Origin of the sequence: Hydrogenovibrio sp., assembly GCF_049975065.1 — a bacterium.
Taxonomy (GTDB): domain Bacteria; phylum Pseudomonadota; class Gammaproteobacteria; order Thiomicrospirales; family Thiomicrospiraceae; genus Hydrogenovibrio.
Map to the genome: position 1 here is coordinate 18,061 of NZ_JBNGDN010000007.1, position 21,432 is coordinate 39,492.

Annotated in this window: 28 protein-coding genes; 4 read left to right on the forward strand and 24 right to left on the reverse strand. The window is 48.4% G+C overall.

What is annotated here, in order from left to right:
- Nucleotides 1-13 precede the first annotated feature (13 nt).
- The 5 genes from ACP5D0_RS02195 to rplU all read right to left on the reverse strand — a co-directional run bounded on the left by ACP5D0_RS02195 (nucleotide 14) and on the right by rplU (nucleotide 3,541).
- Nucleotides 14-304: a co-chaperone GroES gene (locus tag ACP5D0_RS02195; protein WP_472363921.1), complete on the reverse strand. Its 291-nt coding sequence runs from the start codon at nucleotides 302-304 to the stop codon at nucleotides 14-16.
- 233 nt (nucleotides 305-537) lie between these two features.
- On the reverse strand, nucleotides 538-1,668 hold the full coding sequence (gene proB / locus ACP5D0_RS02200) for a glutamate 5-kinase (protein WP_472363923.1): 1,131 nt from the start codon (nucleotides 1,666-1,668) through the stop codon (nucleotides 538-540).
- 3 nt (nucleotides 1,669-1,671) lie between these two features.
- Nucleotides 1,672-2,715, reverse strand: coding sequence for an Obg family GTPase CgtA (gene cgtA / locus ACP5D0_RS02205; RefSeq protein WP_472363925.1), 1,044 nt, complete (start codon nucleotides 2,713-2,715; stop codon nucleotides 1,672-1,674).
- Between the two features lie 162 nt (nucleotides 2,716-2,877).
- Nucleotides 2,878-3,135: a 50S ribosomal protein L27 gene (gene rpmA / locus ACP5D0_RS02210; RefSeq protein WP_472363926.1), complete on the reverse strand. Its 258-nt coding sequence runs from the start codon at nucleotides 3,133-3,135 to the stop codon at nucleotides 2,878-2,880.
- A 91-nt stretch (nucleotides 3,136-3,226) separates the two neighbouring features.
- Nucleotides 3,227-3,541 carry a 50S ribosomal protein L21 gene (gene rplU, locus ACP5D0_RS02215; RefSeq protein WP_472363927.1) on the reverse strand — a complete coding sequence of 105 codons (315 nt, stop codon included), beginning with the start codon at nucleotides 3,539-3,541 and terminating at the stop codon, nucleotides 3,227-3,229.
- A 261-nt stretch (nucleotides 3,542-3,802) separates the two neighbouring features.
- Between rplU and ispB the strand changes: the two genes are divergently transcribed.
- Nucleotides 3,803-4,768: an octaprenyl diphosphate synthase gene (gene ispB, locus ACP5D0_RS02220; protein ID WP_472363928.1), complete on the forward strand. Its 966-nt coding sequence runs from the start codon at nucleotides 3,803-3,805 to the stop codon at nucleotides 4,766-4,768.
- Nucleotides 4,769-4,782: 14 nt separating this feature from the next.
- On the opposite strand, the gene ACP5D0_RS02225 is transcribed toward ispB, so the two are convergent.
- The 3 genes from ACP5D0_RS02225 to ACP5D0_RS02235 all read right to left on the reverse strand — a co-directional run bounded on the left by ACP5D0_RS02225 (nucleotide 4,783) and on the right by ACP5D0_RS02235 (nucleotide 7,606).
- The gene (locus ACP5D0_RS02225; protein ID WP_472363929.1) at nucleotides 4,783-5,406 is read right to left on the reverse strand and encodes a hypothetical protein; all 624 of its coding nucleotides are present in this window, start codon (nucleotides 5,404-5,406) and stop codon (nucleotides 4,783-4,785) included.
- 163 nt (nucleotides 5,407-5,569) lie between these two features.
- Nucleotides 5,570-6,148: a single-stranded DNA-binding protein gene (gene ssb / locus ACP5D0_RS02230; protein WP_472363930.1), complete on the reverse strand. Its 579-nt coding sequence runs from the start codon at nucleotides 6,146-6,148 to the stop codon at nucleotides 5,570-5,572.
- Nucleotides 6,149-6,217: 69 nt separating this feature from the next.
- Entirely contained in the window at nucleotides 6,218-7,606 is a 1,389-nt protein-coding gene (locus tag ACP5D0_RS02235) for an MFS transporter (protein ID WP_472363931.1), read from the reverse strand.
- A gap of 107 nt (nucleotides 7,607-7,713) precedes the next feature.
- Between ACP5D0_RS02235 and ACP5D0_RS02240 the strand changes: the two genes are divergently transcribed.
- The 3 genes from ACP5D0_RS02240 to ACP5D0_RS02250 all read left to right on the forward strand — a co-directional run bounded on the left by ACP5D0_RS02240 (nucleotide 7,714) and on the right by ACP5D0_RS02250 (nucleotide 12,267).
- On the forward strand, nucleotides 7,714-8,439 hold the full coding sequence (locus ACP5D0_RS02240) for an SIMPL domain-containing protein (protein WP_472363932.1): 726 nt from the start codon (nucleotides 7,714-7,716) through the stop codon (nucleotides 8,437-8,439).
- A 143-nt stretch (nucleotides 8,440-8,582) separates the two neighbouring features.
- Nucleotides 8,583-11,396, forward strand: a complete 2,814-nt coding sequence (uvrA, locus tag ACP5D0_RS02245) for an excinuclease ABC subunit UvrA (RefSeq protein WP_472363934.1) — start codon at nucleotides 8,583-8,585, stop codon at nucleotides 11,394-11,396.
- Nucleotides 11,397-11,472: 76 nt separating this feature from the next.
- Complete coding sequence (locus ACP5D0_RS02250; protein WP_472363935.1) at nucleotides 11,473-12,267, forward strand: DUF2927 domain-containing protein; 795 nt, start codon at nucleotides 11,473-11,475, stop codon at nucleotides 12,265-12,267.
- Between the two features lie 72 nt (nucleotides 12,268-12,339).
- Here the strand turns inward: ACP5D0_RS02250 and ACP5D0_RS02255 are convergent, their stop codons facing one another.
- The 16 genes from ACP5D0_RS02255 to rplE all read right to left on the reverse strand — a co-directional run bounded on the left by ACP5D0_RS02255 (nucleotide 12,340) and on the right by rplE (nucleotide 21,426).
- Nucleotides 12,340-13,065, reverse strand: coding sequence for a tRNA threonylcarbamoyladenosine dehydratase (locus tag ACP5D0_RS02255; RefSeq protein ID WP_472363936.1), 726 nt, complete (start codon nucleotides 13,063-13,065; stop codon nucleotides 12,340-12,342).
- A 1-nt stretch (nucleotide 13,066) separates the two neighbouring features.
- Nucleotides 13,067-13,861 carry a TatD family hydrolase gene (locus tag ACP5D0_RS02260; protein WP_472363937.1) on the reverse strand — a complete coding sequence of 265 codons (795 nt, stop codon included), beginning with the start codon at nucleotides 13,859-13,861 and terminating at the stop codon, nucleotides 13,067-13,069.
- Between the two features lie 3 nt (nucleotides 13,862-13,864).
- Nucleotides 13,865-14,254: a 50S ribosomal protein L17 gene (rplQ, locus tag ACP5D0_RS02265; RefSeq protein ID WP_472363938.1), complete on the reverse strand. Its 390-nt coding sequence runs from the start codon at nucleotides 14,252-14,254 to the stop codon at nucleotides 13,865-13,867.
- 15 nt (nucleotides 14,255-14,269) lie between these two features.
- Nucleotides 14,270-15,259, reverse strand: a complete 990-nt coding sequence (locus ACP5D0_RS02270) for a DNA-directed RNA polymerase subunit alpha (protein ID WP_472363939.1) — start codon at nucleotides 15,257-15,259, stop codon at nucleotides 14,270-14,272.
- Between the two features lie 26 nt (nucleotides 15,260-15,285).
- Nucleotides 15,286-15,906, reverse strand: a complete 621-nt coding sequence (gene rpsD, locus ACP5D0_RS02275) for a 30S ribosomal protein S4 (protein ID WP_472363941.1) — start codon at nucleotides 15,904-15,906, stop codon at nucleotides 15,286-15,288.
- A 16-nt stretch (nucleotides 15,907-15,922) separates the two neighbouring features.
- Nucleotides 15,923-16,312 carry a 30S ribosomal protein S11 gene (gene rpsK, locus ACP5D0_RS02280; protein WP_472363942.1) on the reverse strand — a complete coding sequence of 130 codons (390 nt, stop codon included), beginning with the start codon at nucleotides 16,310-16,312 and terminating at the stop codon, nucleotides 15,923-15,925.
- Between the two features lie 22 nt (nucleotides 16,313-16,334).
- Complete coding sequence (rpsM, locus tag ACP5D0_RS02285) at nucleotides 16,335-16,691, reverse strand: 30S ribosomal protein S13 (protein WP_472363943.1); 357 nt, start codon at nucleotides 16,689-16,691, stop codon at nucleotides 16,335-16,337.
- Between the two features lie 86 nt (nucleotides 16,692-16,777).
- The gene (gene secY, locus ACP5D0_RS02290; protein ID WP_472363944.1) at nucleotides 16,778-18,091 is read right to left on the reverse strand and encodes a preprotein translocase subunit SecY; all 1,314 of its coding nucleotides are present in this window, start codon (nucleotides 18,089-18,091) and stop codon (nucleotides 16,778-16,780) included.
- Nucleotides 18,092-18,093: 2 nt separating this feature from the next.
- Nucleotides 18,094-18,528, reverse strand: coding sequence for a 50S ribosomal protein L15 (gene rplO, locus ACP5D0_RS02295; RefSeq protein ID WP_472363945.1), 435 nt, complete (start codon nucleotides 18,526-18,528; stop codon nucleotides 18,094-18,096).
- 1 nt (nucleotide 18,529) lies between these two features.
- Nucleotides 18,530-18,718, reverse strand: a complete 189-nt coding sequence (gene rpmD / locus ACP5D0_RS02300; RefSeq protein WP_472363946.1) for a 50S ribosomal protein L30 — start codon at nucleotides 18,716-18,718, stop codon at nucleotides 18,530-18,532.
- 1 nt (nucleotide 18,719) lies between these two features.
- Complete coding sequence (rpsE, locus tag ACP5D0_RS02305) at nucleotides 18,720-19,229, reverse strand: 30S ribosomal protein S5 (RefSeq protein ID WP_472363947.1); 510 nt, start codon at nucleotides 19,227-19,229, stop codon at nucleotides 18,720-18,722.
- 14 nt (nucleotides 19,230-19,243) lie between these two features.
- Nucleotides 19,244-19,597, reverse strand: coding sequence for a 50S ribosomal protein L18 (gene rplR, locus ACP5D0_RS02310; RefSeq protein ID WP_472363948.1), 354 nt, complete (start codon nucleotides 19,595-19,597; stop codon nucleotides 19,244-19,246).
- 15 nt (nucleotides 19,598-19,612) lie between these two features.
- On the reverse strand, nucleotides 19,613-20,146 hold the full coding sequence (gene rplF, locus ACP5D0_RS02315) for a 50S ribosomal protein L6 (RefSeq protein WP_472363949.1): 534 nt from the start codon (nucleotides 20,144-20,146) through the stop codon (nucleotides 19,613-19,615).
- 15 nt (nucleotides 20,147-20,161) lie between these two features.
- A complete protein-coding gene (rpsH, locus tag ACP5D0_RS02320) occupies nucleotides 20,162-20,557 on the reverse strand; it encodes a 30S ribosomal protein S8 (protein WP_472363950.1) in 396 nt (131 codons plus the stop codon).
- A 12-nt stretch (nucleotides 20,558-20,569) separates the two neighbouring features.
- Nucleotides 20,570-20,875: a 30S ribosomal protein S14 gene (gene rpsN / locus ACP5D0_RS02325; protein ID WP_472363951.1), complete on the reverse strand. Its 306-nt coding sequence runs from the start codon at nucleotides 20,873-20,875 to the stop codon at nucleotides 20,570-20,572.
- 11 nt (nucleotides 20,876-20,886) lie between these two features.
- Entirely contained in the window at nucleotides 20,887-21,426 is a 540-nt protein-coding gene (gene rplE, locus ACP5D0_RS02330) for a 50S ribosomal protein L5 (protein ID WP_472363952.1), read from the reverse strand.
- Nucleotides 21,427-21,432: the final 6 nt, after the last annotated feature.

The window sequence follows — 21,432 nt, forward strand, 5'->3', positions numbered from 1 at the left end:
AATAAAGCTTCAATTACTCAACAATTGCAATAATGTCGTCTTCACGCATGACTTTCAGCGCCTGACCGTCTTCGTCTTTGACTTCCTGCCCGGAGTATTGACCGAACATAACGGTATCGCCGACTTTGACTGTCATCGGAATAATGGAACCATTATCCGCCGCTTTACCAGGCCCAACCGCGACCACTTCGCCTCTGTTTTCTTTTTCCTGAGCCGAACCGGGCAACAAAATGCCACCTGCGGATTCTTTCTGCTCTTCAACTTGACGAACGACCACACGGTCATGCAATGGTTTAATTTTCATAGGATTCTCCTAACTATTTGATAATGAATGGTATTAGATTACTAAAAAGCTCAAAATTAGCACTCTACCATCGAGAGTGCTAATTATTTTATAAATTGATCCGTCACTGTCAAGCCTTATGGTGGCGGTTCATTTTTTTTCAAGGAACAAAATGGAAAAAATCGGAAAAAACCAAAACGCCCAGGCCTGGGCGTTTTGTGAGAAGTGATATTTCGACTCAGTTTAAGTAGCGGCTAATCCGCCAGAACGAGATTATCGCAGTGAATCAAAAACTCACCTTCCGAATAGCCGAGTCGCTCGGTGATTTCAACGGAAGGATGGCCGATGATTTTTTCGGCTTCATAATAGGGATAATTGACCAGGCCGCGCGCGACTTCCTGGTTCTTTTCATTAACGCAAATCACCATTTCGCCGCGCTGAAACGCGCCCTGAATGGCTTTAACGCCAACCGGCAACAGACTTTTACCGGAGGATTGCAGGGCGGCTACCGCGCCGTCGTCCAGCACCAACTGCCCTTTGGCCTGAAGATGCCCCGCCAGCCAGCGTTTACGTGCGGTCAAAGGTTCCAAATCGGGAATCAACAAGGTACCGAGGTTTTCTCCGGCGTGCAGGCGCGGTAGGATATTGTCTTCGCGACCAGAGGCAATAAAGGTGGCGGTACCGGAACGCGCGGCGCGCTTGGCCGCCATCACCTTAGTGTACATCCCGCCTTTGCCGAGGCTTCCGCCTTCCGGGCTGGCCATGGCTTCAATGTCTTTTCGACTGACTTCGGCTTCGCAAATCAGCGTGGCGCTCGGATTGGTGCGCGGATTATCGTTATACAAACCGTTTTGGTCGGTCAAAATCACCAACACATCCGCCGACACCAGATTCGCGGTCAAGGCGGCCAAGGTATCGTTATCGCCAAAACGAATTTCATCCGTCACGACGGTATCGTTTTCATTGATAATCGGCACCACCTGATGCTCCAAAAGCGTTTGAATGGTATTGGACGCATTGAGATAGCGGGCGCGATTCGACAGATCATCGTGCGTCATCAGAATCTGCGCGGTGCGGATGCCATTTTTCGCAAACTCGGATTCATAAGCCTGCACCAACCCCATCTGCCCGACGGCGGCGGCGGCCTGCAACTCATTAATTTCGGATGGACGTTTCGTCCAGCCCAAACGTTGCATGCCTTCCGCAACCGCCCCGGAGGACACGATCACCAATTCGATGCCTTGCTGTTTCAGCTGCACCATCTGCGCCACCCAATTCGCCAAGGCATCGCGATTCAGCCCTTTACCGTCATTGGTGAGCAAAGCACTGCCGATTTTTACCACCCAGCGACGCGATTTTGTGTGAATGTTTGAACGTGTGACCATCTTTTATGACTCTTCGCCGGCTTCTTCCAAGGCTTTCAAACGGTTTTGCTCCAAGCCGTAGGCAATCTCTTTCATTAAGGCTTCGGTTCCGGTTCGATTCACGGCGGATATTGAATACACCGGCCCCTGCCAGCCCAATTGTTCGACAATATCATTGCACACTTCACTGGCGTCTTCTTCCGGCAGCAGATCGGTTTTATTCAACACCAACCAACGCTCTTTGCCAGCCAAAGCCTCACTGTACTTTTCCAGTTCTTTTTCGATGATGCGCACCGACTCAACCGGATCGGAATCGTCAATCGGCGCGATATCGACCACATGCAACAACAAGCCGGTTCGGGACAAGTGTTTCAAAAACTGAACGCCCAAACCGGCTCCTTCGGAGGCTCCTTCAATCAAACCGGGAATATCGGCAATCACAAAACTCGACTCCGGCGACACCCGCACCACGCCCAAGTTCGGGTAAAGCGTGGTGAAAGGATAATCCGCCACTTTCGGACGTGCCGCAGAAACGGCGGTAATCAGACTGGACTTACCGGCATTGGGCATCCCCAGCAAGCCGACATCGGCCAAAACCGACAGCTCCAGCGACAAATTACGCTCATCACCCGGTTCGCCGGGGGTGCACTGGCGTGGCGTGCGGTTGGTGCTGCTCTTGAAATGCACATTACCCAAACCGTGACGACCGCCTTTGGCGACCAATAACACCTGATCGTGCTCAACCAAGTCGCCGATCACTTCCTGAGTATCCAGATCGCGCACAATGGTGCCGACCGGCACGGGAACAATCAAATCTTCCCCTGCGCGACCGGTTTTCTGCTGCCCCATGCCGGCCTGGCCATTTTGAGCTTTATAGTCTCGGGTATAGCGGAAATCAATCAGCGTATTAATATTACGATCGGCAATCAGATACACGCTACCGCCATCGCCGCCATCGCCGCCGTTCGGCCCGCCGAATGGAATGTATTTTTCACGGCGAAAACTGGCCACGCCATTACCACCACGACCGGCCATCACCCGAATATTGGCTTCATCAACAAATAACATGATTGGAATTCCTAAAGTGTCTGAAAGCGCCGGATGGCACTTTGAACCTGAACCTATCGCACAGCCGTCACTCGCTATTTTAGCCGAGGCGTTCCGCTTTACCGAGAAATAAAAAAGCCCCGACTCGCGGGGCTTTCTGTAAACCATTGAAGTGAACTGAAATCAGTCGGCTTTAATGGTTACATAGGTGCGCTGTGGCTTGCCTTTGGTAACAAAAGCCACTTCACCGGTGGCTTTAGCAAACAAAGTATCGTCTTTACCGCGACCCACATTATCACCGGCATGGAATTTCGTACCACGCTGACGAACAATAATGCTTCCCGCTAGAACCTGCTCACCACCAAAACGTTTAACGCCTAATCGCTTAGCATTGGAATCGCGACCGTTTTTAGTACTACCTGCAGCCTTTTTATGAGCCATGGTGACATCTCCTGTTAACCCTTTTATTCCCTACTCAGAAATAAACCGGATTGTTTTAATCGATTCATTCAGTCGGTAAAACCCACCGAAATTACGCTGAAATACCTGTGATTTCAACTTCCGTATAATTTTGACGGTGGCCTTGCTTGGAACGTGATTTGTTCTTGCGACGACGGAACTTGATGATGGATACTTTTTTTCCACGACCGTTTGCTGTGACAGTGGCCGCTACCTTAGCCCCTTCAACAATCGGCGCACCGACTTTAACGTCTGCACCTTCACCTACCATCATCACTTGATCAAACTCAACCTTGTCGCCTTCGACTGCATTCAAAGACTCCACACGAAGAACTTGGCCTTCACGAACACGATATTGCTTACCACCGGTTTTGATTACCGCATACATTATGGAAACTCCCGGTTTCTTATAATATTCAAATTCTGTTTATTCACACCGTCAGAAACGGCAAAGGCGGGATTATATAGTCTTTTATATTTAAGGTCAAACAATTAAGCTAGAATTTTACCCACCGCCAATTAAACGGAAGCCAAAAGCCACCCAACAGGCTGCAAATGCCGACCAAATCGGATTTATGGCTTTGATTCCGGTGCATTTCATACTAAACTTGGCTTCTTTTAATCATATTGGTTATGCAACCCAACCCCCATGACGCTTTCCGACATTCGAAAACTCATTGAACCTGACATACTCGCCACCGACCAGCTCATCCTGGAGCGTCTTGCTTCGGATGTCGTACTGATCAATCAAATTGGCCATTACATCATCAACAACGGCGGCAAACGTCTTCGGCCTCTGTTGGTTTTATTATCCGCCCGAGCCTGCGGTTACGCTGGACAAGACCACTTAACCATGGCGGCAGTGATTGAATTCATTCACACCTCTACTTTGTTACACGACGATGTTGTGGACGAATCCGAAACCCGTCGCGGCAACAAGACCGCCAATGAAGTCTGGGGCAATGCCGCCAGCGTTTTGGTGGGCGACTTTTTGTATTCTCGCTCATTTGAAATGATGGTGGAGCCGGGCAGAATGCGCATTATGGAAATCATGTCAGAAACCACCAATGTCATTGCCGAAGGGGAAGTGTTGCAACTGCTGAACTGCCATGATGCCAACACCAGCATTGAACGCTATATGGAAGTCATTCACCGTAAAACCGCCAAGCTGTTTGAAGCCGCCACCTTACTGGGACCGGTGCTGGCCGATAAACCGGAACTTGAAAGCGCTTTTGCCATTTACGGTCGCCACTTAGGGGCGGCTTTTCAACTGATAGACGATGCGCTGGACTACACCGCCGATGCGGATACCCTGGGCAAAAATCTCGGCGATGACTTGGCTGAAGGCAAGCCCACTTTACCGCTGATCTACATTTTAGATAACGGCACGGACGACGAAAAAGCCTTAATACGGCGTGCCATCGAAACCGATGGGCTCCAGTTGCTGACAGAGGTCACCAACATCATTGCCGGCTCGGGCGCACTCCAATACACCCAAGCCATGGCCGAAGCCGAAGCGGAAAAAGCCAAATACGCCCTTTCAGTGCTGCCCGACTCCCCCATCAAGAAAGCCATGCTGGCGTTAGCCGACCTCGCCGTGCACCGCAGCCATTAATCGACCACGCGAGTCTATTGCACCAGCTTTGTTGGCATTTTGTGCTTACTGTTGTCGCCAAAATGCTTACTGAGCGTTTTTTGCAATTCGTGATGCTCTCTTTCCGCTTCCTCAGCCGCAATCGCCTCTTCCAACGCTTTACGCTCCAAATCCACAAAACGTTTGTATAGATCCAAGTTGTTGATTTTGGTTTTTTCCCAATCAATGCGGCGCAACAACCAATTGGTGAAAAACCGCACCACATGACATTCATCTTTACTGGCATAGAGCAACTCCGGTCTCGGGCGCAGGCCATGCAAACGCTCCACCAGAATCAACTGCTGTTCCGTGTCCGGCCGCAAGCGAATAAACCCCTGCTGCGTTTCATCAAAACTGGTGCTGTAATACAAACGAACCACTTTATTGATACTGAACATGGCTTTAGTGAGAATAGTGGATTCACGTTTGCCGTTCACCCCAACGGTAAAGATAAAAATATTTTGCGTCATAATGGCACGCGCAAAACGCTCCACCTCCTCAAAAGGCACTTCATGCTTCTCATCCACCTCCAAGAGGTGAATCTGACGCACTTCTTCCGATTTGCGCTCTAACTTTTTAAAAAAGTATTTCAGCGCTGGCGACATATCGTTTTTAGTCATAATAAACACCTCTAAACAAGGTATCGACCAAATGACGAAAGAATTGAGTGAAATTTCAACGTTGACGCAAAAACAAAAAAGGACGTAAACCGTCCTGATTCAACCCGAATCACTGACCTTCGGGTTCTTCCCTCACACCTTACAAAAAGGTATCAAGTGTGTTTTAGAACGGCACATCATCGTCGTCAAAGTCATTAAAAGCGGGTGCGGGCTGTGGCGGTTTGTTTTGAGGTTGATTACCATAACCGCTTGGTTGTTGGCCGTAATTCGGCTGCGCAGCCTGTTGCTGAGGCACTTGCCCCATTGTATTCGGCTGCGCATTCGGCTGGGTCATTTGCGGTGCGTTCTGAGCGCCATAGCCGCCATCATAGGCACCCGCATCCTGTCGGTTGCCACCGCCCAACATTTGCATGGTGCCATTAAACGGATCCAGCACCACTTCCGTCGAGTAGCGATCCTGCCCGGTATTCTGGTCTTGCCATTTACGGGTTTGCAGTTTGCCTTCTAAGTACACCTGCGACCCCTTGGTTAAATATTGCCCGGCAATCTCGGCCAGCTTGCCGAAGATCACCACTCGGTGCCACTCGGTTTTTTCCTGCTTCTGACCGGTTTGTTTATCGTTCCATTGTTCCGAGGTGGCCACGTTAAGATTGGCGATGGCATTGCCGTTTGCCGCGTATTTCACTTCAGGGTCTCGCCCCAAAGTGCCAACCAAAATCACTTTATTTACACCACGCGCCATACCTTTCTCCAAACAATTAATTTACACTTAATTGGTGAATAATACCTTTTTAACCCTCGCTTGAAAAGGTTAGCTCAAGCCTTTTTCCAAGTATTCGATCAGCCCCGCCTCGTCCACTTTCTGACGATCCACTTTAAAGTAAACGCGCTGTTCATCCAGACGGAACACCACTTCGTTTACGCCGTCATACGTCAAAAGCTTTTCAACCAGGCCTGGCAGTTCTGCGTCTTCAAGCTTGGCTGTGATGGGAACAGAGGCGATGCTCAAGGGCATCGGTTTGACCATGGTCGCCGCCAATAAAAACCATAGAAAACCGATGGCGGCGGTGAAGCCAAACAAGCCTTCCAATCCGAACGTTTGATACAGCCAGCCCCCCAAAGCGCCGCCAAACGCCGCCCCGAAAAACTGACTGCTGGAATAAACGCCGCTGGCGGTGCCTTTTTTATCCGCTGGCGACAACTTCACAACCAAAGAAGGCAAACTGGCTTCCAGCAAATTGAAGGCGGTGAAAAACACCATCAAAATCAAAAAAACCGACCAGAAACCGCTGGCACCATACAGCAAGGCCAATTGCATTAGGGAAATGGTGAGAATCGCGCCCACAAAAATGGGCTTCATCCGCCCCTTCGATTCCGCTTGAATAATAAATGGCACCATCAGCACAAACGACAGCAACATGACCGGCAGATACAACTCCCAATGGTGCATTGAGTCAAGTCCTGCGGTGTCACGGATCAAAAAAGGCACCACGATAAACATGGCCGTTAAGATGGCATGCAGCACAAAAACGCCAATATCCAAACGCAGCAACTGCGGGTTTTTAAGAACGTCTTTAAACTGACTGGGATCAGCTTCGGCCTCGCGCTGAAAGCTTTGCTGCTCGATTTTGGGCACCGCAAACAGAACCAACATTATCCCCAAAACGCCCAGGCCTGCAATCACCCAGAAAATACCGCGCACCCCGAACAACTCACCTAACATGGGGCCGACCACCAGGGAAGCGGTAAATGAAAAGCCAATGGTCAGGCCGACAATCGACATGGCACGCAAGCGAAATTGTTCCGACACCAGATCGGCGACGCTGGCCATCAACACGGCCGCCACCGCGCCCATGCCCTGAATGGCGCGGCCGACAATCATCATTTCAATCGACTCTGCCAGTGCACAGATAATCGACCCCAGCATAAACACCAGCATCCCGACAATAATCAAGGGTTTGCGCCCAAAACGATCGGACAACATTCCGTACGGAATTTGCAAGAAAGCCTGCGTCAAACCGTAAATACCAATGGCAATACCAATCTGCGTGGCCGTCACATCCGCGAATTCTTCTTGTGCAAATAACGCAAACACCGGAAAAATCATGAATAGGCCGAGCATTCGGGTGGAGAAAATTCCAGCGATGGAAAAAGCGGCACGCCGCTCCGTCGGGGTCATGCTGCGACTGAATTCAGACATTTTATGGTATCCTGTCAAGGTTTCGTGGTGCCGATCGGTTCCGCGGGATTGCGGAAAAAACACCGCCATTATAGCAACTTCCTTTCAGCGTAAAAAGGAGCCGACCCTTGAAACACCTTCTCTCACTCTTATCGCCACTGTTGGCGTTTGCCTTGATGTTGCCTTTTTACCAGGCCTGGGCAAATGACATCCACCCTGAATTCAACCGTATTTCGTTTAGTGAAACGGTTTCTCAACAAGTCATCAACGACCAAGTCACAGCACGATTTCTAGCCGAAGCCCAGGCCGCAGATCCCAAAGATGTCGGACAGGCCATCAACCGAAAAATGCAACAGGCTCGTCAACGCTTGGCCAATAGCGGCCTTCCAAAAGGCTCCACCATCGAAACCGGCGACTACCGCATTACTCCTGTGTACGACTCTGACCAGAAAATCAAGGCTTGGCGCGGGCAACAAGCCTTAACGATTGTAAGCCGGAATCCGCCAGGCCTGGCAAAACGGCTGGCCGAGCTTCAAGACGATTTAAATTTCAATCGTCTCGATTTCAGCGTTTCGACTGAACGACAGGCCGAAGTCGGCGCGCAACTTTTGCAAACGGCCATTCAATCGTATCGGGACAAAGCCGCTCGCATTGCACACGCTTTCGGAGAAAAAACCTTTCGCCTGACCGAAACCCAAATTCAGGACTCATCCCCAGGCGCGAGATTGCCGCAAACACGCATGATGATGTCCGCCGTGAAAGCCGAAGCCGCCGCGCCGGTTCTGGAAGCGGGGCAAACCGAGATTCGCATCACGGTTTCCGGTGTGCTGGTGTTACCCAACCCAGATTTTTGACGACACCACCGCATCAGACGCCACCCGACACAAATGGGTTTGCTATAATCTTGGCACTTCAACGGTGCACAGAGTGCTTTACCTAAGGCTTCTCAAGAGGAAAGAATGTGCGCGTTCACTATAACGTCTGACGGAAGGTTCAAATGCTGGAAGAAATCATTGTTCGCGGTGCGCGCACCCACAATCTGAAAAACATTGATGTGGCGCTCCCACGTGACAAACTCATCGTCATTACAGGGCTGTCAGGCTCCGGCAAATCGTCACTGGCCTTCGACACCATCTACGCCGAAGGTCAACGCCGGTATGTGGAGTCACTGTCCGCCTATGCGCGCCAATTTCTATCCGTTATGGACAAACCGGATATTGATCACATCGAAGGTTTGTCTCCGGCGATATCCATTGAACAAAAATCCACGTCGCATAACCCGCGCTCAACCGTTGGCACCGTCACCGAAATTTACGATTACCTGCGGTTACTTTATGCACGCACTGGCACCCCACGTTGTCCGACGCATCAGTGCGATCTGGTGGCGCAAACCGTCAGTCAAATGGTGGATCACACTTTGACGTTGCCGGAAGGCACCAAATGCCTGCTGGTGGCACCGATTGTACGCGGCAAAAAAGGCAGTCATCAAAACTTGCTGGATGAATTACAGGCGCAAGGCTATGTGCGCGCCCGCATCGACGGCAAACTGTTGGAATTGGATGGTGGCATTGCGCTGGATAAAAAATACAAACACGACATTGAGGTGGTGGTGGACCGTTTCAAAATCCGCCCAGACATCAAACAGCGTCTGGCGGAATCGTTCGAAACCGCACTTCATCTGGCCGACGGCATTGCCCAGGTCTTGCCGATGGATGAAGCGGATGACTTTCAACTGCTGTTTTCGGAACGCTTTTCCTGCCCACACTGCGGTTATGCGGTACCGGAGTTGGAACCCCGCATTTTTTCATTCAATAATCCGCACGGCGCCTGCCCTGTCTGTGATGGCCTTGGCGTCAAACAGGCTTTCGATCCGGCACGTGTGGTCATGCACCCGGATCTCAGCCTCGCTGGCGGCGCCATTCGCGGCTGGGACAGACGGCATAAATATTATTACGACATCCTCAGAGCCGTGGCCGACCATTATGGTTTCGACATGGAAGCCCCTTGGCTGACGCTCTCGAAAAAACACCAAGACATTATTCTGTATGGCTCGGGCAAGGAAAAACTGCCTTTACCCCACGGTCGCTACGCCGACACGCGTCGCTTCGAAGGCGTGATCCCCAATATGGAACGCCGCTTTGCCGAAACCGACAGCAAGGCGGTGCGGGATGAACTGGATCGGTTTCGCGTCTCCCACCTTTGCAGCAGCTGCCATGGGGCACGCCTTAATGAAGCCGCACGCCATGTTTTTGTGGCGAACCGGTCGCTGCCAGAACTCACGGAACAACCCATCGGCCAACTCTACACGTTTTTCAGCCAGTTGACGCTGGAAGGCACCAAAGGACAAATTGCTGAGAAAATCATTAAGGAAGTACGTGATCGTTTATCGTTTCTAGTCAATGTCGGTTTAAACTACTTAACCTTGGATCGCAGTGCCGACACCCTTTCCGGTGGCGAAGCCCAGCGTATTCGCTTGGCCAGCCAAATTGGCGCTGGCTTAGTCGGGGTGATGTATGTGCTGGACGAACCCTCCATTGGATTGCACCAACGTGATAATGACCGCCTACTCAATACCTTGAACCACTTGCGAGATTTGGGCAACACCGTCATCGTTGTCGAACACGATGAAGACGCCATTCGCGCGGCCGATTACGTGCTGGACATTGGACCCGGTGCCGGGATTCACGGTGGGCGTATTATGGCGCAAGGCACGCCGGAAGACATTATGGCCAGCAAAGCTTCGCTCACGGGGCAATACCTGACCGGTGCGCGCGCCATCGCCATACCGGAAAAACGACTCGCGAAACCGAAAAACCGAGCGCTGAGGATCACCGGTGCCAGTGGCCACAATCTGAAAGGGGTAGACCTGGAAATTCCGGCCGGACTGCTGACCTGCGTCACCGGCGTATCCGGCTCCGGAAAGTCCACCCTGATTAACGAAACCCTCTATAAAATTGCGGCCAACCATTTAAACAAGGCGTCGCTGGAACCGGCACCCTATGAAAAAGTGACAGGCCTGGCGCATTTTGATAAGGTCGTGAATATTGACCAAAGCCCGATCGGTCGAACCCCCCGCTCCAACCCGGCCACTTACACCGGTTTGTTTACGCCAATCCGCGAACTCTTAGCCGCCACGCCCGAAGCCCGCACCCGAGGTTACACGCCAGGGCGCTTCAGCTTCAATGTCAAAGGGGGGCGCTGTGAAGCTTGTCAGGGCGATGGCGTTATCAAAGTGGAGATGCATTTTTTGCCGGATGTCTATGTGGCCTGCGATGTGTGTCAAGGCGCACGTTACAATCGTGAAACCCTGCAGGTGCAGTACAAAGGTAAAAACATTCACGACATCCTCGAAATGACCGTTGAAGATGCGCGCGCTTTCTTTGACCCCATCCCGGTCATTGCCCGGAAACTGCAGATGCTGATGGAAGTCGGGCTGGGCTATATTCGACTGGGACAAAGCGCCACTACGCTTTCGGGCGGCGAAGCCCAGCGGGTCAAGCTGGCCAAGGAGCTTTCAAAACGGGACACGGGCAACACTTTGTACATTTTGGATGAACCGACGACCGGACTGCACTTTCACGATATTGAGTTGTTGCTCAAGGTGATTCGTAATCTGCGCGACCAAGGCAATACCATTGTCATTATCGAGCACAATCTGGATGTCATCAAAACAGCGGACTGGATTGTCGATCTTGGCCCTGAGGGCGGCTCGGGAGGCGGTGAAATTATTGCTACTGGCACACCGGAAACCATCGCCGAGCACCCGACATCCTACACAGGTTATTATTTAAAAAAATGGTTAAACCTCTGACAAAATCCGAGGCTCCCAAAGAAATCCCAAAGAAATAAATATCATTCATTCGTAAATCGCTTCAAAGGACACGACTATGCACTGGCGTCAACGAATCACCCAAGTTGTCATTGTAATCCTAACCAGCTTGACAGCATCGGCTTTCGCACCACAACTGACACATGACTGGCAATCGCCAGACTATATTTTGAAGGCTTTTCAAGAGATTGCTCTGAAAAACGAGTATCGCCAAACCGATGAGCGCATTATGAAATGGGAAAAACCGATTCGCTACCGCTATGTTTTTTACAAGCTGCCTGAAAACGATGTCGTTAAACAGTTAAGCGAAACACACCTAAAACACTTGGCCGAGATCACACAGCATCCCATTATACAAAGCCAAGAAGCGCAAGACAGCAACTTAAACATCATTTTCACTCGAGATGCGTTTTATCAAGAAACCATTAACCGTTACACGTCAACCGATGTCAAAAATCTAGGCACGGAAAGCCACTGCATGGGAACGATCCGGCATAACCGGAATAATGAAATCCTGCAAGCAATGGTGATTATTCCCGTCGATCACGCCATGAGCCGCGGCATCCTCCCAGCTTGCGTGGTGGAAGAGCTCACACAAGTAATGGGGCTTCCAAACGATTCGGACTGGGTCGCCCCAAGTATCGCAAACGACCAAAGTCGATTGGATCTGCTGACCGGGCTGGACTATATTTTATTGAAACTCTTGTACGATAACGACATCAAGGCTGGGATGGGGGCTGAAGAATCGACACCAATATTAAAAAACAGAATCCAAGCGTTTGAGAAAGAAGGCTTGATTCGACGCGCTGGCAACCAAGTCAATCGGTCTGGGGTCTATCAGCTGCTGTATTAAACTGGCTCAGCTGACGGCTTAAAGCCCCGCCGACAAGCAGACAAAGCTCCTACCGCTGAACACCGTCTTCTGCTAAGCATCCGCAGCCGCCGTTAAAGCCTGAATCACCAGGCCTGCCAGCATCAAGCCGAACACGCCAGGCATATAACTCGCAGTTCCATTCACTACACGACCTCGCGCACCGTCGATTTCTTCCATGGGTCCCGGAGGCTGCGGCAGCTCCGTTGAAAACACCACCGGAATTCCCTTTGGAATCCCGAGCTTTCGAAGACGCTGGCGCATATTACGCGCCAACCCGCAAGTGTGCGTCTGTGAAATATCCGCCACGCACACTTTAGAAGGATCCACCCGCCGCCCCGCCCCCATAGAAGAAACGACGGGGACACCCAACTGATGCGCTGAGGCGACGAGCGACACTTTACAGTTTAAGCTGTCGATGGCATCCACGACAAAATCAAACCCCTGTTGCAAAAATTCAGCCATTGCATCCGGTGTCAGAAAACGATTGACTGCGGTGACTTGGCACTGAGGATTAATGTCCAAAATCCGCTGCTTCATGACATGCACTTTTTCTTGTCCCAGGGTGGATTGCAAGGCGATAATTTGACGATTCAAGTTCGACGGGGATACCACATCGTGATCCACAAGCGTGATGGCACCTACCCCACCACGAGCAAGCGCTTCGGCAACAAAGCCCCCCACGCCACCGACGCCGGCAATGACGACATGACTGGATTGTAACGCTTCAATACCCGACTCGCTGAACACTAATCGACTTCGTTCAAAAAGGGCTTCCATTTCATTCCTTCAAAAAAATAGCTTTTGCATTCTGACAGGTTTTATCCAAAACTTCATCCTGTGTGACACCCAGTAATTCGGATACTTTTTTAGATAGAAGCGCAAGACTCGCAAAGGGCTGGGACATCGAAAAATTTTGTGAAAAGGGGGCGTCCGACTCCAGCACTAAATGCTCTAGACCAACCGCCTGAACCATCGCATGATAACGACACGCATTCTGATTCAAAAGCACTGAATTCACACCAATCGTAAAACCAGCCTCTATAAAATCCCGAGCCATTTGCGCACCACCCGAAAATCCATGCATAACGCCAGTGACATTATAGGCTCGTAAAAACTTCAGCATGGGATTATAGGCTTTTAAGCAATGAATAGACACGGGCAATGAATGCGCCTCTGCCAATCGTAATTGATGCTCAAAAACGATTTTCTGCCAGGCCTGGTTGGGTCGGCCAGGCATAGCATCCAGGCCAATTTCACCCAAAGCTGCCAGCGATGCTGCATGCTGAACAACAAAATCTTCCATAGCGGCAAGCTGCGATTCAAAATCGGAAGAAACGAACCAAGGATGAATCCCTGCAGACGCGAGCACACGGTCGTAGCGTTGTGATAAGCGATGAGTAAGATGACTGTCTTGAAGGCTGGTTGAAACCGCTAGAAAATAAAAAGACTGTTCGGAATTCGATAAGCTGGCGAAGAATTCGTCCAACACGGCTTGGGTAAAAACGGGGTCCGCAAGATGGCAGTGAGTGTCGAAACAGCAGTACATAAAAAAGCCAGCGTGACGCTGGCTCATAACTTATTCTTCAGAAGCGTCAGTATCAACGCCTTCTGGGCGATCTACTAACTCAACATACGCCATAGGCGCATTGTCCCCTGGGCGATAACCGCACTTAAGGATACGGATGTACCCTCCAGGACGAGACTCATAACGAGGCCCTAATTCTGAAAAAAGCTTTCCAACGGCCGCTTTATCACGCAAGCGTGAAAAAGCAACACGTCGGTTATGCACGCTGTCTTGCTTTGCCAATGTAATAAGAGGCTCGGCAACACCACGCAGTTCTTTCGCTTTAGCTACAGTTGTCTTAATCATTTCATGTTCGATCAATGATGCTGACATATTACGAAACATCGCCTTGCGATGTGAGCTATTACGATTTAATTTACGACCACTTTTACGATGACGCATGGTTGTTTCCTTTAATTATGCTGACTCTTTACTGACTAGGCTCGAAGGCGGCCAGTTTTCAAGTTTAGTTCCCAGCCCCAGTCCTCTTTGCGCTAGGACATCTTTGATTTCCTGCAGGGATTTTTTGCCCAGGTTAGGCGTTTTCAATAAGCTTGACTCAGCGCGTTGAACCAAATCGCCGATGTAATAAATCTGCTCGGCCTTTAAACAATTCGCTGAACGTACCGTTAACTCTAGATCATCAACAGGCTGGAGGAAAATCGGATCAAACTCGTTCTCTTCTTCTTCCTGAACCACAATTTCTTTGTGTTTCAGATCGACAAACGCCACCAATTGATAATGTAGAACCGTCGCGGCCTGTTTAATGGCCTCTTCAGGATCCAAGGTTCCATCTGTGGCAACGTTTAAGATCAACTTATCCAAATCCGTACGCTGCTCAACACGCGCATTCTGAACTTCGTAGCTGACTGTTTTAACCGGACTGAAACTGGCATCCAGTTTAAGAACACCGATACTGGAAGAGTCAGTGTCACTGGATTGCACAGCCGATCGATAGCCAATGCCTTTTTCAACCTTTAACTTTAATGAAAGTTCGGCGCCTTCACTGAGATGTGCAATCACCAGGTCGGGGTTCATGATTTCGCAGTCATGATTCAACTGTATATCCGCCGCCGTAACAACTGCAGGTCCTTTTTTGGAAAGGCTTAATTCAGCTTGAGAAGTTTCATTCAATTTAACGGCTACTTCCTTGAGATTCAATAAAATCTCCAAGACATCTTCACGAACACCCTCAATAGCGGAATACTCGTGAAGAACACCGTCGATTTGAACTTCTACAATCGCAGCACCCGGCATCGAAGACAATAAGATTCTTCTTAAAGCATTCCCTAGAGTATGCCCAAAACCACGCTCTAAAGGCTCAAGAGTTACACGGCTGTTAAATCCGCTAACTGTTTTAATGTCTACTAAACGTGGAGTTAGTAGCTGCTCTAACATCTCTTGCATTAGAAGTTATCTCCGTTTTCAAAGGGTTACTTAGAGTAAAGTTCGACGATCAGATTCTCAGAGATATCACTCGACAAATCTGAACGATCTGGAACCGACTTGAACGTCCCTTCAAATTTGGATGGATCAACTTCAACCCAACTGACACCACCGGCTTGACTGCTTAACTCTAATGCTGTTGCAATGCGAGATTGGTTGCGCGATTTTTCACGAACGCTGACAACATCACCGACAGAAACTTCGTAAGAAGGTACATTAACCGACTGACCGTTCACTTGAATCGACTTATGCGATACGAGCTGACGAGCTTCGGCACGTGTCGCTGCAAAACCCATCCGATAGACAACATTATCCAGACGCGTTTCAAGAAGTTGCAACAGATTAACACCTGTTGAGCCCTTGCGACGATCGGCTTCTTTGTAATACAGACGGAATTTCTTCTCAAGAACACCGTACATACGACGTACTTTTTGTTTTTCTCTTAACTGCAAACCATATTCGGTAACACGTTTACGTCCAGCACCATGCTGTCCAGGTAACTGATCTATCTTACATTTTGATTCGATGCTACGAACACCGCTTTTCAAAAATAGATCGGTTCCTTCACGACGTGAGAGTTTACATTTTGGACCAATATATCTAGCCATCTTCTACCTCTAAAAATTAAACACGACGCTTTTTAGGAGGACGACATCCGTTGTGAGGAATGGGCGTCACATCTGAAATGGATGTAATCTTAAAACCAACACTGTTTAACCCTCTCACTGCAGAATCTCGACCTGGCCCTGGGCCTTTAACCATGACATCCATATTCTTTACACCGTATTCGGTTGCAACTTGCCCTGCACGTTCAGCCGCTACCTGCGCCGCGAACGGGGTACTCTTACGAGAACCACGGAAGCCACTTCCACCGGAAGTAGCCCAGCAAAGTGCATTACCTTGACGATCTGTTATCGTCACGATGGTGTTATTAAAAGTGGCATGAACATGTGCAACGGCATCCGTTACGACCTGTTTAACCTTCTTTTTAACACGTGTATTCGCTTTTGCCATATTAACTCTCTAATATTATTACTTAACGTTTAATCGGCTTTTTAGGGCCTTTTCGGGTACGCGCATTATTTTTAGTACGCTGTCCTCTCAAAGGAAGACTTCTACGGTGACGAATCCCGCGGTAACAACCCATATCCATTAAACGCTTGATATTCATGGTCACTTCACGACGAAGATCACCTTCAATACGATATTTAGTCACTTCCGTACGAATTGACTCTAACTGTTCTTCATCTAATTCACGAACTTTCGTTGTTGGATCGATATTGACACTCTTGCAAATATCTTGTGCAGTGGTCTGCCCAACACCATAGATCGATCTTAATCCAATAACAATATGCTTGTTAGCTGGAATATTTACGCCGGCAATACGAGCCATTTTGCGCTCCTTACTATCCATCTACCGAAAAACGAGCGATTATACTCATTTAAAGGATTAATTACTAGTAGTAACTTAAAATAAAGTTACCGCCCTTTTAAATTTGCTTTTTTCATCATGCTCTCATATTGACCTGATTGCATGTGCGCTTGAATATTCGTCATGAAATCCATAACAACAATCACAATAATCAGCAGGGAAGTACCGCCAAAATAAAATGGTACATTCCAATATAAAATCAAGAACTCCGGTAGCAAGCACACCAAGGTGATGTAAATGGCACCGGCTAAAGTCAAACGACTCATTATAGTGTCTATACGTCTAGCCGTTTGCTGGCCGGGTCGAATCCCCGGAATATAAGCACCCGACTTTCTCAGGTTATCTGCCGTTTCATTAGGATTGAACACAATTGCCGTGTAGAAAAAACAGAAAAAGATAATCGCAAGTGCGTACAACAAAATATACAGCGGTTGACCCGGGGACATGGTCGTTGCAATATCCTTTAGCCACCCCATGTTCTCGGCGGTACCAAACCAGCCGCCCAGCGTTGCTGGAAACAAAATAATACTGGAAGCAAAGATCGGCGGTATGACACCAGCCATGTTTAGCTTAAGTGGCAAATGACCTTCCTGCCCTCCGTATAATTTACGTCCTCGCATACGTTGTGCATAGTGTATTGGAATTCGTCGCTGCCCTCTTTCAACAAACACAACAAAGGCAATCACAAGAAAGACCAAAGCCAATAATACAAAAGCCGTAATGGCATGCAATGCGCCCGTATTGACCTGCTCAAAAGTTCCACCCAGCGCAGAAGGCAGGCCTGCAACAATACCGGCAAAAATAATGAGTGAAATACCATTACCTATGCCGCGTTCTGTTATTTGTTCACCCAACCACATCAGGAAAATCGTGCCACTCACTAGCGTGGTTACCGCAATCACTTTAAACAAGAAGCCCGGCTCAACAACAACCGACATACCATTTATATTTTGTGACTCTAACGCAATCGAAACGCCCAAAGCCTGAAAGGTAGCTAACACAACTGTGCCATAACGAGTGTATTGCGTTATCTTCCTGCGCCCGGCTTCACCGTCCTTTTTGAGTTGTTCAAGCGTGGGGGACACCACAGTGAGCAACTGCATAATAATCGAGGCTGAAATATAGGGCATGATCCCCAATGCCAGAATCGACAAACGCTCCAAAGCACCACCTGAGAACATATTAAACATGTCAAGGATAGTGCCTTGTTGCTGCTCAAACATAGCGGCCAGTGCAACTGGATCAATCAGCGGTACAGGAATGTGAGTTCCTAAGCGATACACAATGAGCGCACCAAGAACAAAAAATATTTTTTGACTTAACCCACTTGAACCCGAATTTTCAATTGACTGACTATTCATAATTACGCTTCGACTGACCCACCAGCGGATTCAATCGCTGCTTTAGCCCCTGCTGTAACTTTCAGGCCACTGATCTTAACCGCTTTCGATAATTCGCCACTGTTAACAACCTTGACGGTTTTAATTCTGTCAGAGACAAAATTGGCAGCTTTCAATGCGGCTAGATCAATCACATCTGCTTCCACTCTAGCTAAGGTATCAAGACGTAATTCTGCCACAAATGCGGCTTTACGTGATTTGAAACCGACCTTAGGGAGTCTGCGCTGCAGAGGCATTTGCCCGCCTTCAAAGCCAATCTTAGGCATGCCACCCGAACGGGATTTCTGGCCTTTGTGCCCTCGCCCAGCCATTTTTCCGTTTCCGGAACCTTGACCACGCCCTTTACGCTTGGCAGCTTGTTTTTCACCTTCTGCTGGTTTTAAAGTATTTAAATGCATATTATGCTTCCTCTACTTTAAGCAAATAGGAAACTTTATTGATCATGCCACGATTTTCTGGCGTATCAATAACCGCTACTGTATGGTGCATTCTTCTCAAGCCTAAACCCGCAACACAGGCTTTGTGTGCCGGCATACGCCCGATTGTACTTTTCACCAAAGTAACTTTGACTAATTTCTTATCTGACATATTATTCACCTAATATTTCTTCAACTGATTTACCACGTTTTGCAGCAATCAATTCAGGGCTACTCATCGCCGTCAAAGCATTGACTGTTGAACGCACCACGTTAACAGGACGGGTTGTACCAACACACTTGGCCAATACATCCTTAACACCGGCGGCTTCTAGGACGGCGCGCATCGCACCACCTGCAATAATCCCCGTACCATCCGATGCTGGTAGCATGACAATATTCGCTGCCCCCTGCTTGAAATTAATAGGGTATTGAAGAGTACCACCATTCAGGTGAATATCTCTCATATTACGGCGTGCTTTTTCCATAGCTTTCTTAATCGCAACAGGAACTTCGTTTGCCTTGCCACTGCCATAGCCCACACGACCTTCACCGTCACCAACAACGGTTAACGCTGAAAAACCGAATACTCGACCACCTTTTACCACTTTAGCAACTCGGCGTACAGAGACCAGTTTTTCAATCAGACCGTCCTGACCTTCTTGTAATTCTCTTGAAGACATTGTTATCCCTTCTTTTAAAACACTAGACCGTTTTCTCGCGCTGAATCAGCGAGAACTTGTACACGACCGTGATATTTGAAACCTGAACGATCAAACGCTACTGATTCAATTCCGGCTGCTTTTGCCTTTTCAGCAATTGACTTGCCGACCAGGATGGCGGCTTCTTTATTACCACCAAAAGCAACTTGACTTTTTATATCTGCCTGGACTGTAGAGCAAGACGCGACAACGGATGCACCGTCTGCCGAAATAATTTGTGCATAAATATGCTTCGGCGTTCTATGAACGCATAAACGCGCTCTGTCTTGCGAAGCCAGTTTTGCACGTGTCTTTTTTGCTCTACGTAGTCGGGTAGCTCTTTTATCCATTTGTTTTCCCAACCTTTATTTTTTCTTAGCTTCTTTACGCAAAATATACTCGTCGGCATATTTAACACCTTTGCCTTTATAAGGCTCTGGTGGTCGATAAGCACGAATCTCAGCCGCAACCTGACCAACAACCTGCTTATCAGCGCCTTTAACGACAACTTCGGTTTGCGATGGTGTTTCAACCGTAATACCTTCAGGAAGTTCGTGATTGATAGGGTGCGAAAAACCAAGGGTTAGATTTAATACTTTACCTTGAGCCTGTGCACGATAACCAACCCCCACCAACTGCAGCTTCTTCTCAAAACCTTCAGATACACCCACAACCATGTTGTTGATAATGGATCTTACCGTACCTGATTGAGCCCAAGCGTTCTTGGAATCATTTTTGGGCGAAACTGACAATACTTTGTCTTCCATACCAATCGAGACCACGGAATTAAAGGTGTTGCTCAGCGTTCCTTTAGCACCTTTTACAGACACATTGGAACCATCCACTTTTATTTCAACACCGGCTGGCACAGTGATAGGAGACTTAGCAATTCTAGACATTTATATCTCCCTCCATTACGCTACGTAGCAAATGATTTCGCCACCGATACCGGCTTTGCGAGCATCGCGATCAGACATGATGCCTTGTGAAGTAGAAACTACCGCCACACCAAGACCACCAATAACCTTTGGCAATTCATTTTTGTTTTTGTAAACACGCAGGCCTGGACGACTTACACGCTTAACCATCTCTATTACCGGCTTCCCTTCAAAATATTTCAAATCAACCGATAATTCCGACTTACCATTCTTATCACTTACGCTGTATGCACTCACATACCCTTCGTCAGCCAAAACTTTAGCCACGGCAATCTTTACTTTTGATGAAGGCATCAAAACATTCGCGTGACCAGCAATTTGACCATTGCGGATTCGAGTCAACATATCAGCTATTGGATCAGACATACTCATAAATATTTATCCTTACCAACTTGCTTTTCTTAAACCAGGTACATCACCTTGCATGGCTAATTCTCTTAGCATGTTACGTGACAATCCAAACTTTCTATAAACGCCATGAGGACGCCCCGTTAAACGACAACGATTCTGCTGTCGAACAGGTGACGCATTACGTGGTAGCTTCGCTAGCTTATCCATTGCATCCATGCGCTCATCATAACTAAGAGATACATCAACGGATGCTTTCTTGAGTTCAGCACGTTTAGCAGCATACTTTGCTACAGTTTTTGCTCTTTTCTTTTCTCTTTCGATCATTGATTGCTTTGCCATAGAAACCTTCCTTACTTCTTAAATGGAAAATTAAAAGCTTCCAATAAAGCTTTTGCTTCATCATTTGTTGAAGCAGTTGTTGTAAAGCTAATATCCATGCCTCGGATCTTATCGACTTTTTCAAATTCGATTTCCGGAAAGATAATTTGCTCTTTAACACCCAAGTTATAGTTACCACGACCATCAAAAGCATTCGCTTTTACGCCTTGAAAATCTCGAACTCGAGGCAAAGCTACATTGACCAAGCGATCTAAAAACTCATACATACGTGCACCTCTTAGTGTGACTTTGCAGCCGAGCGGATAACCGTCTCGAACTTTAAAGCTGGCCACTGATTTGCGCGCAAGGGTACGAACCGCTTTCTGACCCGTGATGGCTTCCATATCAGACACGGCATTGTCCAACACCTTTTTATCTGCTATGGCATCACCAACACCCATGTTAACCGTAATCTTTACAAGCTTAGGTGCCTGCATGACTGACTTATAACCAAATTTTTCCACCAAGGCCGAAACAATTTGATCATTATAAATTTTTTGTAATCTTGCCATATCTCA